We start from the raw sequence: 14,249 nt of genomic DNA on the forward strand, positions 1-14,249 counted from the left end.
GCTGATGAAACCCCTCATCCGACCGCTACGCGGCCACCTTCTCCCGCAAGGGGAGAAGGGTTCTATTTTCGCTCCAGTACGGCGGCGAAGAAGCCGTCCGTGCCGGCGGTGTGGGGCGTCAAGCGCAGATAGCCATCCGAGGTCACGTGCTTAGCGACGGCTTCCAGAGCCACCGGTTTGACGGCGAAGTCTGGACGGCGAGCCAGGAAGGCGGCGACCCGGTCCTCGTTCTCCTCGACCAGAAGCGAGCAGGTCACATAGACCATGCGGCCGCCGGGCTTTACGAAGTCAGCGGCGTCGATCAGCACGCTGTCCTGCTCGATCTGGCGTTTGGCTAACTGGTCGGGCGACAAACGCCATTTCGCATCAGGGTGGCGGCGCCAGGTGCCCGAGCCGGTGCAGGGCGCATCGACAAAGACGACGTCCAGCTTGGCTTCCAGACCCTTCAACGGCTCGGCCTCGATCGGCGAGCGGATCTGCAGGTTGCGGACCCCTGCCCTCTGGCCGCGCCGAATAGTGTCGGCAAGGCGTCGGGCGTCGCTGTCATGGGCGAAGATCTGGCCGGTGTTGTTCATGGCCGCCGCCAGCGCGAGGGTCTTGCCGCCGCCGCCGGCGCAGAAGTCCAGCACCTGCTTGCCCTTGATCTCGCCCGCCATGGCCGCCGCGATCTGGGAACCGAGGTCCTGCACCTCGAACCAGCCCTTGGAAAAGGCGGGGACGGCTTCCACCGACGGGGTGCGATCAGCCGCTTGCGGCGCGGGGATACGGAAGGCGGTTTCCAGCACGCCTGCTGGTTCGCCGCCAATCAGCGCCACGGCTTTCGCGCCACGCTCAGCGTCGGTCTTGATGGTGTTGATGCGCAGGTCGACCGGCGCGCGTTGCGACAGGGCCGACATTTCGGCGCGCACAGTGTCGCCCAGCGCGCGGGCCAGGAACGGCTCCAGCCAGTCGAGATAGTCACCTGCCACTGGCGCTGGCGCTTCATCCAGCGAGGCCGGCGTGGCCAGAGCCTTGATCTCGGCCTCGGCCAGGGCGCCCGGACCATGCTCCTCGCTGGCCATCTCGGCGACGCGTTCGGCGGACCACCCCCAGACGTGAGCCAGAACGCCCAGCACCACGCCGCGCGCGGAGCTGTCGCCCATCATGAAGCCTAGCGAGCGCTTGCGGCGCAGGGCGTCCAGAACCAGTCCGGATACGAAGGCCCGGTCCTTGGAGCCGGCATAGCGCGCGCTCTCGCCCCAGCGCTTGAGCGCCATCTTCACCGGAAAATGCCGCGCCTCGATCTCGGCCAGAACCTCGATCGCTGCTGAAACCCGTCCTCCATCGCGCATGGTCTCAGACCACCATGGCCGCGAGGACCATCCCGATGCCAATGAAGGAGATCAGCCAGACGATGCTACGCACGACCGGAACGCCGAACGCATAGAGCGGCATATAGATCGCGCGCGCCACCACATAGATCAGCGCGCCGTGAGCGCTGACAAAGCCGATCCGGCCCGACAGATAGACGACAATCACGGCGGCGGCGAACAGCGGGAAGGTCTCGCGGAAGTTGGCGAAGGCGCGTTCGAGACGCCCCGCCATGCCCGTCAGAACCACGGGTTCGTCGCGCGGGCCGACATTCCACTTCAGACCCCGCTGAGGTTGCGCGGCGGCGCTGGCCCACAGCAGGTGGACCAGCCCGATCAGGACCGCGACGGCGAGGAGCTGAAGTTCGATGGCGACCCGCATGATCTAGACCGCGCTCGGATAGTTGGGCGCCTCACGCGTGATCATCACGTCATGGACGTGGCTCTCCCGCAGGCCGGCGCCGGTGATGCGCACGAAGCGGGCGCGGCTCTGGAACTCGGCGATCGTGGGCGCGCCGACATAGCCCATGGCGGCGCGAAGGCCGCCGACCAGTTGGTGCAGCACCGGAGCGATGGCGCCCTTGAACGGCGTCTGGCCCTCGATGCCTTCCGGCACGAGCTTGAAGCTGTCGGTCACTTCCTTCTGGAAGTAGCGGTCGGCCGAGCCGCGGGCCATGGCGCCCACCGAGCCCATGCCGCGATAGCTCTTGTACGAACGCCCCTGGTACAGGAACACCTCGCCTGGGGCCTCTTCGGTGCCCGCAAACATCGAGCCCATCATGGCGGTGCTAGCGCCGGCCGCGATGGCCTTGGCCAGGTCGCCCGAATATTTGATGCCGCCGTCGGCGATGACCGGCGTTCCGCTTTCCTTGGCGGCGCGGACGGCCTCGATGATCGCGGTCAGCTGCGGCACGCCCACGCCCGCGACGATGCGGGTTGTGCAGATCGAGCCTGGACCGATGCCGACCTTCACCGCGTCGGCGCCGGCGTCGATCAAAGCCCGCGCCGCGTCATAGGTGGCGATGTTGCCGGCGACGATCTGAACACGATTGGCCTCGCGTTTCAGCCGGCTGACGGCCAGGGCGACTTGGCTGGAGTGGCCGTGGGCGGTATCGATCACCACAACGTCAACGCCGGCCTCCACCAGAGCCATCGAGCGCTCGAAACCGACGTCACCGACTGTGGAAGCGGCGCCGACCAGTAGCCGGCCCTTATCGTCCTTGGCGGCCAGGGGGTGAGCCTGGGCCTTCTCGATGTCCTTGACCGTGATCAAGCCGACGGCGTGAAAGCCGTCGTCGACAACGATCAGGCGCTCGATCTTGTGCTTGCGAAGCAGCTCGCGCGCCTCGCGGGGATCGACGCCTTCGCGCACCGTGATCAGATTCTCGCGGGTCATGATCGCCGAGGCGGGAACGCTGTCGTCGCCCTCAAAGCGCATGTCGCGGTTGGTGAGGATGCCGACCAGCTTTGCCGAGCCGCGCTCGACCACCGGGAAGCCCGAGATCTTTCGGCGGGCGGTGATCTCGCGGACCTCGGCCAGGGTAGTGTCGGGGTGAATGGTCAGGGGATTGATGACCATGCCGCTCTCGTAGCGCTTCACCTCGCGCACGTGGTCGGCTTGCTCTTCCACCGTCATATTGCGGTGCAGGATGCCCATGCCGCCGGCCTGGGCCATGGCGATAGCGAGGCGGCTTTCGGTCACCGTGTCCATGGCGGCGGACACAAGCGGGATGTTCAGACTGATTTCACGCGTGAACTTGGTCTCAGTCGTCACCTGGGTCGGCATGACGTCGGATGGACCGGGTTCGAGCAAAACGTCGTCGAAGGTGAGCCCTTCGCGAATCTCCATTGGAGTCTCCATTTTGCGAGCCGCGTATACCTATCGAGGTCGTCCGTGTCGACCCGCCGCGCAGCACAAATGGGGATGAATTTCGCGCCCAGCAGTCCGAGGGACGATTACCGCCCCCGGAACCCCGTCGCCACCAGGAACACCTCCGAGCTATCCGCCCGGCTGGCCTTGGGCTTGTAGTGAACCACCTTGTCGAAGTTCTTCTTCAGCCGGGCGATGACGTCGGCGGTCTCGCCGCCCTGGAAGGCCTTGGCTACGAAGGAACCGCCAGGCTTCAGGACCTCGATGGCGAATTCGGCGCCCATTTCGATCAGGCCGACAATGCGCAGGTGGTCGGTCTCGCGATGGCCGACGGTGTTGGGGGCCATGTCCGACAGCACCACGTCCGGCGCGCCGCCCAGCAGTTCGATCAGCTTGGCCGGACAGGCGTCGTCGGTGAAGTCCATTTCCAGGATGTGGGCGGGCTCGACGGGGTCGACCGGCAGCAGATCGACGCCGACCAGTTGGGTGACGCCGCGCTCCACGGCGATCTGCAGCCAGCCGCCGGGCGCGCAGCCCAGGTCGATGACGCGGACGCCCTTCTTGAAGAAGCCGAACTTCTCGTCGATCTCGCTGATCTTGAAAGCCGCGCGGCTGCGATAGCCCATGGCGCGGGCCTTGGCCGAGAACGGGTCATTGATCTGCCGCTCCAGCCAGGCCTGCTGAGACGTCGTGCGGCCATAGGTCTTCTTCAGGCGCGCTGGCTTGGTGCGGCCAGCGTCGGTTCCGCCGGCCGGCGGCTTGACCATGCGCTTGCGGGGCGGTTCTTCTTCGGTCATTCGGACACCGGCTTGAACTTGGACGCCCCGCCACGGCGGCGCCGACGCGGGCGGCGCTGCTGTTCGGACATCAGGGACATCAGAAGCCCCTCTCTAAGCCCTCGATCGGCCACACGCACGCGCGAACACGGCCAGACCTCCTGAACGGCCTGAAGAATCGCCGCTCCGGCCAGGACGAGATCGGCCCGGTCAGAGCCAATGCAGGGTTCCAGGGCGCGCTCGGCGGCCGTCAACCGCAGCAGGCACTCGGCGGCGGCCTCGCAATCCGTGCGGTCCATCCACAGGCCATCGACGACATTGCGATCATAGCGCTCTAGACCCAAGTGCAGGCCCGCGAGACTGGTGATGGCTCCAGACGTGCCGACCAGATGCGCCCGCCCGCTGGCGAACACCTCGCGCATCGGCTCGGCGTGCGGAAAGGCCTCGATCCGGACCTTGACGTCATCGACCATGGTCCGGAACCAGCCCTCTTCGACCCGATCGCCCTCCGGGAAACGCTCGGCCAGGGTCACCACGCCCACCGGAATCGACAGCCAGGCCTTGATCGGCAGTTTCCACGCAGCGAACTGGCGCGGCTTGGCATCCAGCCCCTCGCCCTTCAGGTCGACCCACGAAAGTTCCGTCGAGCCGCCGCCTACATCGACCACCAGAGCGGCGTCAGACTCGCGGTCGAACAGGCTCATGCAGCCGGCGACGGAAAGCTGGGCCTCCTCCCGCGGGGTGATGATCTGCAAACGCAGGCCGGTTTCCTCGGCGACGCGCTGGACAAAGGCCGCGCCGTTGTCGGCGCCGCGACAGGCCTGGGTGGCCACGGCCTTGATCTTGATCGCCTTTCGACGGCGGATCTTCTCGGCGCAGACCTTCAACGCCGCCATCGACCGCTCCATGGCGGCGTCGGACAGCATGCCGGTCTGCGAAAGACCCTCGCCCAGACGCACGATGCGGGAATAGGCCTCGACGACGCGGAACCCGCGCGGAGACGGCGTCGCCACCAGAAGGCGACAATTATTGGTGCCCAGATCGAGCGCCGCATAGCACGACTGCTCGCCCGGCGGCCGCCGACGCCGACCGCTCTCCTCGCGGGGAGAGGCTGGGGCGTCGGGCGCACGCGGCGCCTCCGACATGGTCTTACCGCCTGTCTCGCAGGCGCTGCAAATCGCCGCGCCTCACTTCGAGCGGAACATAGCAACCCGGCGGCGGCCGGAGGAAGCCTTGTTATCCGTTGGCGGAATTCTACGTTCAGGATTCAGTCAGGTGGGCCTGCTATCGTCACGACATGAATTCGAGATTCGCCAAATTCGCGATCGGCCAGGTGGTCAAGCACCGGATCTTCCCGTTTCGGGGGGTGGTGTTCGACGTCGACCCCGTGTTCGCCAACACCGACGAGTGGTGGGAATCCATCCCGGAAGACATTCGGCCGGTCAAGGACCAGCCGTTCTATCACCTGCTGGCCGAGAACGACGAGAATACCTACGTCGCCTATGTGTCGGAGCAGAACCTGCTGGCCGATGAGACGGGCGAGCCGGTGCAGCACCCCCAGACGGCGGTGATCTTCGAGGCCTTCGATCACGGAGCCTACAGGCTTCGCCCCCGAATCTCTCACTAGGCGCAAGGTCTGTCCAGAGAACCTGGCTTTTGACGCAAATTTCGAACGATATTTGCAGAACATGGGGCGTAACGTCGTCGCATGAGCGCAGACGGTTTTAGCACCTCACCGCCGCCCGGAGCCCGGGCGGACTGGACCATCGACCAGGGCTGGGAGCGCTATTCCCAGGCCGAGCATGACGTCTGGATCACGCTCTACGAGCGCCAGACGGCTATGCTGCCGCGCCGGGCCTGCGACGCCTTTCTGCGCGGTCTCGACGCCCTGGACCTCCACCGCTCGGGCATTCCCGACTTCACGCGGATCAACGAGGAACTTCAGCGCCTGACCGGCTGGAGCGTGGTTGCCGTGCCGGGTCTCGTGCCCGACGACGTCTTCTTTGACCATCTTGCCAACCGCCGCTTCCCCGCAGGTCAGTTCATCCGCAAGCCGGATGAACTGGATTACCTGCAGGAACCGGACATCTTCCACGACGTGTTTGGCCATGTGCCGATGCTGACTGACCCGGTCTTCGCTGACTATATGCAGGCCTATGGCCAGGGCGGGCAGCGGGCGCTGGAACTGGGCCGCCTAGCCAATCTGGCGCGGCTTTACTGGTACACGGTCGAGTTTGGCCTGATGCAGACGCCTGAGGGTCTGCGGATCTATGGCGCCGGCATCGTCTCGTCGCGGGCGGAGTCGATCTTCGCCTTGGACGATCCCTCCCCCAACCGCATCGGCTTCGATCTGGAGCGGGTGATGCGCACGCCCTACCGGATCGACGACTTCCAACAGGCCTATTTCGTCATCGACTCGATCCAGACTCTGCAGGCGGTCACCCTTCAGGACTTCGCGCCAATCTATGACCGGTTGGCGACCGCCAGCGACATCGGTATCGCCGCGGTACTGCCCGGCGACACCGTGATCACGCGCGGAACCCAAGCCTACGCCAAGACGGGTGGTCGGCTTGCCTCGGCGCGTGGCTGAGACTTCAGGCCAAACAGCCAACACACCACCGGGATGCGTCGCACGACCTCGTAGGTCGCGAAGCACCCCGCGAAGGTCGCCACGATCAGGATCGCCGCTTCCAGTCCCTGAGGGAGGCCAAGCTTGGCCAGGTGATGGGCCAGGACCACAATCAGTGTCTGGTGGACGATATAGAACGGGAACACCGCCAGGGTCAGGTAGCGCAGGACTGGCGCATCGCGGTTCAGATGCCTTGCGCCAAACCCCAGGATCGCCGCGATCGCGCACCATTGGTCGACCGAATAGACACAGCGCATGAAGAGGCGTAGCGCCAGCGGCGGATTGGCGTCTTCAGCGCGATAGATCCAGGCATAGGTCGCCCAGCCGGCCCAGCAGACGACGGCCAGCACGAGCGCCGTCCAGCGCATGCCGATCAGTCGTTCGCGCAACCGTTCGGATTTCGCCAGCCCAAAACCCAGCAGGAAGGCCGGCAGCGACACGGCGTGATTGTACCAGTCGTCTGTCAGGGCGTGGGTGATCTCGAACCGCGGCATCAGGAACATGCGCGTCAGAGCCAGGAAGGCGATGGGCCAGAGCAGGAGGCCGGGTCCCTTCAGCGCGCGTTCGAGCCCCCCCTGCAGTTTGGCTCCCAATTTGGGAAAGAACGCCAGCATCAGGGCCAGGATCAGCGAATAGACCAGCAGATAGGCCACGAACCACATGTGGTTCCAGGTCGGCGTGATGAGACAGCCATCGGCGTCGCACCAGTTGCCAGACGCGGTGGCGTACTTCATCCAGAACGCGCCATAGGGATCGACGACAATCCCAGCGGTCGGGCTGGCTGCGGCCGCTTCGATGATCTCGTAATAGCTCTGCGGCGGCACGATCACGAACATGGCGAAGATCAGCGGCGGCAGCAGCCGCGCGATCCGCGCGCCGGTCAGCTTTCCGACCGTGACCTTGTCGGCCATGAACCGTGTCGCCGCTCCGGACACCAGGAACAGCAGGGTCAGCCGCCAGGGGTTGGTCAGTTGCATCAAGGGCCCTATGGCCTCGACCGGATGCGGCGTCTTCACGTGCCAGTCCCACGGTACGTAGAACATGCCGACGTGGTACAGAATCAGCAGGAAGAACGCGCCGACCCGGATCCAGTCCAAGTCGTAGCGGCGGTCCAGGGATGAAGTCGTCGTGGTCATGAAGAGGCGCCCGGCTTGAAAAGGGATGAGCAGGTCGTGCCTCGTGATGTCCCGACAGGCCAAGAGCCTCGGGATCGGCGGACCTTGCCGGGGATGAGCGGAAAACAAACCGGGACGAACGGCGCACTTTTCGGGATGAGCGGCGAAGAGCACCGTTCGATCCTGCGGGCTTGGCTGCTGGGCATCGGCCTGATCAGCTCCATCTGCGTCGTGAACGTGCTGACCACCCAGCATGACGCGCCGCACCTGGGCGCGCTGCCCCCGGCGATCTGGGAGGTCAGCAGCGCGCTGGTCACCATGGTTATCTTCGCCATCCCCGCCGCCGCGGCCCTCTGGACGCACAGGAAGGCCCCACACTGGTGGCAGGCGGGACTAGTTCATCTCGTTGCGGTCTTCGCCTATTCGGCCCTGCACGTGGCCGGCTTTGTCGCGCTGCGAAAGCTGGCCTATCTGGTGCTGCTGCAACAGACCTACGACTTCGGCGACGTCTCCAGCGAGTTCCCCTACGAGTTTCGCAAGGACATGATGGCCTACGGCCTGGCCTCGATCATCTATTACCTGTCCCTGCGGCAGGGCAGCCGGCAGGCCGCCGCCCTCATCTCGCCGTCGCTGGCGACGTTCGACATTCAGGACGGCGCACGTCTGGTGCGGGTACCGATAAACGACATTCTGGCTGTCCGCTCGGCCGGCAACTATGTCGAGTTCGTGCTGGTCGACAGCCGCCGGCCGCTGATGCGCACGCCGCTGGCCTCGATCCAGACCGACCTGATCGGGCACGGCTTCGTGCGCAGCCACCGCTCGTGGCTGGTCAACAAGGCCAAGGTCACCGGCCTGCGCCCCGAAGGCTCGGGTGACTACGCCGTCGAGCTGGGCGAGCTGGAGGCCCCGCTGTCGCGCCGCTTCCCCGAGGCGCTCGCCGCCCTGCGCGGCTAGATCAGCATTCCCATCAGGATGTCGTCTTCGAGGCGGCCGTCGGGATAGCGCCCGCGCGCGACCTGACGCCCCTCGTGCTTGAAGCCCAGCCGCTCATAGAGCCGGATCGCCCCGGGATTGCCGGCCCCGGCGGCCAGTTCGATCCGCAGGACCGGAGGGTCCATCGCTCGGGCATGGGCGATCAGAACCTCGAAGAGCTTCGAGCCGATCCCCAGGCCCTGGCGATCGGGATGTACGGCGACGGTGAGATTCGACACGACGTGGGCAAACAGCGCCACACTTTCGCGTGCGCCGTGGATCTCGCCCCAGATGCCACCATCTGGACCGACAGCCACGAAGCTGATCCCGGCGAGGAAGCGCTCCACATAGTCCTGCGTGATCTCGTCGGGCCGGCGCGCCAGGCCATCAGGAACAGCCGCAGCCGCCCGGTGCAGGCCGACCAGCGCGGTGACGTCTTCGGGCGTCGCCGCCCGGATCTGGAAGCTCATGCGGTCCTCTGGAAGGGATAGAAGTCACCGCCAAGATCAAGGATGCCCGTCAACTCGTCCAGTGCCTCGCGCACCTCGGTAAGCAGGGCTGGATCAGCCAGGTCGGCCGGGGCCAGGCGGTCGCGATAGCGGCGCTCGACCCAGTCGGCAAGGCGCGCATGCAGGACTGCGTCGAACCGCTGGGCCGGATTGGTCGCCGCCAGTTCGCTCTCGGTCAGGACCACCCGCAGACGCAGGCAGGCCGGCCCGCCGCCGTTGCGCATGCTCTGGCGGACATCGACATAGTCGACACGGCCAATGGGGCCGTTGGACGTCGCCAGGCTTTGCGCCACGGCATTGGCGCGAGGATTGTCGCGAGTCTCGGCCGGAGCTAGCAGCACCAAGCGATCCCCGCCGGGGATGACCAGAAGCTGCGAATTGAACAGGTAGCTGGCCACCAGATCGGCCATCGGCAGATCGGCTTCGGAGATCTCGACAAAGGCCGGTTCGAACAGGCCCTCTGCGGCCGCGCGTACCGATGCCTCCATGCCAACGCGATCCTCGAAGGCGCGTTCGTGGAAGAACAGGCACTCGCGCGTGCCGACGCAGACGACGTCGTTGTGGAACGCCCCGCCATTGATCGCCGCTTGGCCCTGCCGCGGGAAGATGCCCCGAGCCGCCCCGTGCCGACGCTCGACGGCCTCGAAGGCCTCGCGGGTCTGGCGGGCCGGAAAGCGGCCCTCCCAATGTTCCCAGGCCTCGCGGCCCCAGACGAACAGATTGACGCCCGGCGCGCCGTGCTCGGCGCACAGCCGGACGTGATTGGCCGCGCCCTCGTCGGCGAAGTGCGGTTTGGCGGGCAGCGGATCATGGACCGCGAACAGGGCCTCGTCCGGAAACAGCCGGCGCAGGCTTCGGGTGGTCTGCGGGCCTTCCAGACTGCGATGCAGATTGGTCAGCAGATTGGCGGGCGTGAAGTGCACGCGGCCGTCGGCCGTATCGGCGCTGGGCGTCACCGTGGCGGCGTTGGCGGCCCACATCGGCGAGGCCGAGCAGGCGGCTGAGGCCAGGGCGGGGGCTTCCTTCCAGGCGCGCTCCAGAACCGCGCCGTCCGAACCCGAAAAGCCGAGCGACTTCAGCAAACTTACATCCGGTCGCTCATGTGGCGGTAGGGCGAACTGGGGCACGCCCCAGTCGGCCAGCTTGCGCATCTTGCCAAGACCCTCCAGCGCCGCGCCGCGCGGGTTGGAAACCTCGCCGGCGTTTTTCTGGCTGGCCAGGTTGCCGGGCGACAGGCCGACATAGGAATGGGTCGGCCCGACCAGGCCGTCGCAATTGGCTTCGACCGCTGAGCTCATGCCCGCAAGCCCTTGATATCGCCGAGAGTATCGAGCACCGCGTCAGCTTCGAAACTGGCCACGGGATAGGCACAGTAGTCGGCTGCGTAATAGGCGCTGGGGCGGTGGTTGCCCGACGCCCCTAACCCGCCGAACGGCATGCTTCCCGCCGCCCCCGTCGTCGGCCGGTTCCAGTTGACCACGCCCGCGCGAATACGGTTGAGGAACTTTCCCCAAAGCTCTGATTGATTTGAGATAAGCCCCGCCGATAGGCCGTATCGCGTGGCGTTGGCGGCGGCGATGGCCTCATCGAAACTGGCGACACGGCGCACCTGCAGCAGCGGCGCAAACAGCTCCTCGTCAGCCACTTCGACGCCGGTGACATCGACCAAGCCCGGCGACACGAAGGCGGCGCTCAAGCCATCCACCGAGCCCAGCGTCCGGATGCTCTGGCCGCCCAGCGCTTCGGCCCCGGCCTTGGCCAATGCGGCGGCGCGGGCCGAGATCAAAGGCCCCATGAAAGGCTCGCTGGGACCATTCCACGGCCCGGCGGTCAGGCGATCCGACAGGGCCGCCACCGCCTCGATCACCGCTTTGCCCGCCGCGTCGTCCGATACGATCAGGCGCCGCGCGCAGGAGCATCTCTGCCCGGTGGTGATGAAGGCCGACTGGACGATCAAAGCCGCAGCGGCCTCGGCGTCGCCGGCGTCCCAGACCACCAGCGGATTATTGCCGCCCAGTTCCAAGGCCAGGATCACATCGGGCCGGTCGGCGAAATAGCGCCTGAAGAACGCTCCCGCCAGGGCCGAGCCGGTGAACAGCAGACCGTCGATCTCCTCGGCGATCAGAGCCTGACCCGTCTCGCGGCCGCCCTGGACGAGGTTGATCGCCCCGTGTGGAACGCCAGCCTCCTCCAGCGCCGAAACCAGCATCTGGCCGGCCAGGGGCGTTTCCTCGGAAGGCTTGAAGACCACGGTGTCGCCCGCCAGCAGGGCTGGCACGATGTGGCCGTTGGGCAGGTGGCCGGGGAAGTTGAACGGCCCCAGCACCGCCATCACGCCGTGGGCGCGATGACGCAGCACGGCGCGGCCGAAGGGCATGGCGTTTTCGACACCGCCGGTGCGCTCGTCATAGGCCTTGATCGACAGATCGACCTTGCCCGCCATCGAGCCCAGCTCGGCCTTGGTCTCCCACAACGCCTTGCCAGTCTCGCGGCTCAGGGCCTCGGCGAAGGCCGGGGTGCGCTCGACCAGGATCTCCTTGTAGCGGCGCAGGACGGCGATCCGCTCCTCGCGCGGTCGATCGGCCCACGAGGGGAAAGCCCGTCGCGCGGCGGCGACCGCCATGGCCACATCGGCATGCGACGCTGTCGTCTCGCGCCAGATCGTCTCGCCGGTCGTCGGGTCGATGGAGACTGCTTCCGGCCCGGCGCCCGCGCGCCAGACGCCGTCGATAAACACACCGCCGCTCATGCCTTCACCCGCACCATGTCGCCTTCGGAAAGCTGCAGCGCCTTAGCGGCGTCGCGCCCCAGGATCGCCGTTTCGCCGTCGATCAGTACCGGCGCTCGCACCGACCGAAACTTGCCGATGTCGCCCGTGGAGACCAGGGCTTCCTCGCCATAGGCATCCTCGCCCAGCTTCAGGCGAAGCCGCCTGGCCTCGCGCACCGTCTTGATGTCGTCGCGCCGCGCCGCGACCGTGGGTCCAGCGTCGAAGATGTCGATGAGGCCCTGATAGCGGAACCCCTCGCTCTCCAGCATGGCCAGCGCCGCCTCGCCCTCGCGGTGCACACGGCCCAGTACATCGCGCGCCTCCTTGGGCAGTAACTCGGCATAGATCGGGTGACGGGGGGCGAGGTCGAGAATGAACTGACCGTCGGTGGAGGCGCTCATCATGTCGGCCTCGTCGAACCCCAGCCGGAAGAACTTGTTGGCGACATGGTCCCAGAACGGGCAGCCGCCGTCCTCGTCGAACCAGCCGCGCAACTCGGCCAGCACCATCTCGGCGAAGCGCTGCGGCTCCAGGCCGATCAGCATGTAGCGCGACTGGGCCAGCAGCCGCCCCGCCCCGCCCTTGCGGCGTTCGGGCTTGAGGAAAAGCGAGCCCACCTCTGACCATCCGGCGCATTCGTTGACCAGCACCAGGGCCGTATGGTCGAAGCGCTTCTCAAGCGTTGGCGACGACTGCGCCAGGGTCACGACCCGGAACGAGAAGTGCGGTCGCTTCAGGCCCACCCCCGCCTTGACCCCGGCCACGCCGATCACATCGCCGGCCTCGAAGTCTTCGAGCATCAGGGTGTACCAGGCCTCGGGCGCCGCGACCTCGGCCTGGAAGCTGGCCTCGGACAGGGTCAGGCGCGCGCGCAGGGTCTGCTCGTCCTCGGGCAGGCTGGTGAAGCCGCGGCCCGACAGCACGGCCAGCTCCATCAGGGCGTCGAAATCGGAGGGGCCGGCGGGACGTACGACGAGCATTCTAGTGGGTCTCCCCAAGAGGGTTCATAGCCGCGCGGATCGAGCGTCCGTCGATTTCGCCACTGGCCAGTTTCATCAGGATCAAGGCCGAGAGCTGAGCGCGCTCGACGAAGCTTTCCGGGAAGGCGTGTTCAGCCTCGCTGTGGATGTCGCCACCGCGCACGCCCAGGGTGTCGACATTGGGCAGGCCCGAGGCGAACAGGTTGTTGCCCTCGCAAACCCCGCCGGAGGGCTTCCAGGCGATGTCCTGGCCCAGCAGCGCCCCGACCTCCTTGACCGCGCCGAACAGCTGCTGCTGGGCGGCGTTGAATGGCTTGGCGCCGCGCGTGATCAGGCCATGCAAATGGACATGCAGACCCTCGCGCGGCTCGGCGACAATGCTGGCGACCCTAGCCTCGAACCAGGCAGCGGCTTCGGCGTCGGGGAAGCGGACATTGAACCGCGCGATGGCCACCTCGGGAACCATGTTCAACGGCGCGCCCCCGTCGATGCGGGCGACATTGACGGTGACGCCGTCGCGCTGGTTGTTCAGGCCGTGCAGGGCCTCCGCGATCCGGGCCGCACCGATCACGGCGTTACGGCCAGCGCCGAAGTCGCGACCGGCATGGGCGGCCTTGCCGTGCACGACAATGTGGAAGTTGCCCGAACCCTTGCGCGAAGAGGCCAGAGAGCCGTCGGCCAGCGCCGGCTCATAGGTCAGGCCCACATGACCCAGCCGTGCGAAGTCGCTGAGGATCGGCCCCGAAGCGATGGAGCCGATCTCCTCGTCCGGCGACAGCAGCACGCGATAGCCGACATTTGCCGCGTCGGGATGGCGTTCGAAGGCTTCCAAGGCGGCCAGCATGACGCTGATCCCGCCCTTCATGTCGGCGATGCCGGGGCCACGCAGGGCGCCGTCAGGGCGGGTCTGCACGGTCTGGAAGCCACTGGTCTCGGGATAGACGGTGTCGTAGTGGCCGGTCAGCACGACCTGCAACGGCGCCTCGGGGCGCACAACCACGGCGATGGCCGGCGTGTGATGCTGCTCGCCTACGCGGCCGTCAGGGCCGATCACCTCGGAAGCGGCCAGAGGGATTTCGGTCGGCGCGCCAGGCAGCGTCGAGATGGCGTCGAGCAAAATCTGCCTCTGACGCTCCAGTCCCGCTAGATGAAGGCTGCCCGAGTTTATCGCGCACCAGGCCACCGCCCGGTCGATGATCCAACCGCCGTCGGAAGCGATAGCCTCCAAAACAGCGCGATCCTCGTCTTTGAGTCGCATCGACATGCCGTTCCTCCCTCA

The 14,249-nt window shown here is 66.7% G+C and carries 14 protein-coding genes; 3 read left to right on the forward strand and 11 right to left on the reverse strand.

Translation table 11 applies throughout. The annotated features are described in order from the left end of the window. Positions 1 to 62: 62 nt before the first annotated feature. The 5 genes from ACP69S_RS15580 to ACP69S_RS15600 form a co-directional block, all read right to left on the reverse strand. Complete coding sequence (locus ACP69S_RS15580) at positions 63 to 1,331, reverse strand: RsmB/NOP family class I SAM-dependent RNA methyltransferase (protein WP_425998731.1); 1,269 nt, start codon at positions 1,329 to 1,331, stop codon at positions 63 to 65. Between the two features lie 4 nt (positions 1,332 to 1,335). Next, a complete protein-coding gene (locus ACP69S_RS15585) occupies positions 1,336 to 1,731 on the reverse strand; it encodes an MAPEG family protein (protein ID WP_425998733.1) in 396 nt (131 codons plus the stop codon). A 3-nt stretch (positions 1,732 to 1,734) separates the two neighbouring features. Further along, positions 1,735 to 3,198: an IMP dehydrogenase gene (guaB, locus tag ACP69S_RS15590; RefSeq protein ID WP_425998735.1), complete on the reverse strand. Its 1,464-nt coding sequence runs from the start codon at positions 3,196 to 3,198 to the stop codon at positions 1,735 to 1,737. A 107-nt stretch (positions 3,199 to 3,305) separates the two neighbouring features. Continuing rightward, positions 3,306 to 4,016 (reverse strand): RlmE family RNA methyltransferase, encoded by a 711-nt coding sequence (locus ACP69S_RS15595; RefSeq protein ID WP_425998737.1) that lies wholly within the window; start codon positions 4,014 to 4,016, stop codon positions 3,306 to 3,308. Beyond that, positions 4,013 to 5,140, reverse strand: a complete 1,128-nt coding sequence (locus ACP69S_RS15600; protein WP_425998739.1) for a Ppx/GppA phosphatase family protein — start codon at positions 5,138 to 5,140, stop codon at positions 4,013 to 4,015. Before ACP69S_RS15600 ends, ACP69S_RS15595 begins: the two co-directional genes overlap by 4 nt. Positions 5,141 to 5,292: 152 nt before the next feature. Here ACP69S_RS15600 and hspQ point away from each other — a divergent pair, with 152 nt between their 5' ends. Together hspQ and phhA are read left to right on the forward strand one after the other, a co-directional pair. After that, positions 5,293 to 5,622 (forward strand): heat shock protein HspQ, encoded by a 330-nt coding sequence (gene hspQ, locus ACP69S_RS15605; protein ID WP_425998741.1) that lies wholly within the window; start codon positions 5,293 to 5,295, stop codon positions 5,620 to 5,622. Between the two features lie 81 nt (positions 5,623 to 5,703). Next, a complete protein-coding gene (phhA, locus tag ACP69S_RS15610) occupies positions 5,704 to 6,585 on the forward strand; it encodes a phenylalanine 4-monooxygenase (RefSeq protein WP_425998743.1) in 882 nt (293 codons plus the stop codon). Here the strand turns inward: phhA and ACP69S_RS15615 are convergent. Next, entirely contained in the window at positions 6,543 to 7,760 is a 1,218-nt protein-coding gene (locus ACP69S_RS15615; protein ID WP_425998745.1) for an acyltransferase family protein, read from the reverse strand. The two genes, phhA and ACP69S_RS15615, sit on opposite strands and share 43 nt — an antisense overlap. A 93-nt stretch (positions 7,761 to 7,853) precedes the next feature. Between ACP69S_RS15615 and ACP69S_RS15620 the strand changes: the two genes are divergently transcribed. Then, entirely contained in the window at positions 7,854 to 8,693 is an 840-nt protein-coding gene (locus ACP69S_RS15620; RefSeq protein WP_425998747.1) for a LytTR family DNA-binding domain-containing protein, read from the forward strand. Here ACP69S_RS15620 and ACP69S_RS15625 read toward each other — a convergent pair. From ACP69S_RS15625 to ACP69S_RS15645, 5 genes are read right to left on the reverse strand one after another with little or no spacing between them, the layout of a single operon-like run. Beyond that, positions 8,690 to 9,181: a GNAT family N-acetyltransferase gene (locus ACP69S_RS15625; RefSeq protein ID WP_425998749.1), complete on the reverse strand. Its 492-nt coding sequence runs from the start codon at positions 9,179 to 9,181 to the stop codon at positions 8,690 to 8,692. The genes ACP69S_RS15620 and ACP69S_RS15625 overlap by 4 nt on opposite strands. Next, on the reverse strand, positions 9,178 to 10,518 hold the full coding sequence (astB, locus tag ACP69S_RS15630) for an N-succinylarginine dihydrolase (protein WP_425998750.1): 1,341 nt from the start codon (positions 10,516 to 10,518) through the stop codon (positions 9,178 to 9,180). Before astB ends, ACP69S_RS15625 begins: the two co-directional genes overlap by 4 nt. After that, the gene (gene astD / locus ACP69S_RS15635; RefSeq protein WP_425998752.1) at positions 10,515 to 11,969 is read right to left on the reverse strand and encodes a succinylglutamate-semialdehyde dehydrogenase; all 1,455 of its coding nucleotides are present in this window, start codon (positions 11,967 to 11,969) and stop codon (positions 10,515 to 10,517) included. The genes astB and astD overlap by 4 nt, the downstream gene beginning before the upstream one ends. Beyond that, the gene (locus tag ACP69S_RS15640; protein ID WP_425998754.1) at positions 11,966 to 12,970 is read right to left on the reverse strand and encodes an arginine N-succinyltransferase; all 1,005 of its coding nucleotides are present in this window, start codon (positions 12,968 to 12,970) and stop codon (positions 11,966 to 11,968) included. Before ACP69S_RS15640 ends, astD begins: the two co-directional genes overlap by 4 nt. A gap of 1 nt (position 12,971) precedes the next feature. Further along, on the reverse strand, positions 12,972 to 14,228 hold the full coding sequence (locus ACP69S_RS15645; RefSeq protein ID WP_425998811.1) for a hydrolase: 1,257 nt from the start codon (positions 14,226 to 14,228) through the stop codon (positions 12,972 to 12,974). Positions 14,229 to 14,249 lie beyond the last annotated feature (21 nt).

The organism is Caulobacter sp. DWR1-3-2b1, from assembly GCF_049895765.1.
In the GTDB taxonomy this organism is placed as follows: Bacteria; Pseudomonadota; Alphaproteobacteria; order Caulobacterales; family Caulobacteraceae; genus Caulobacter.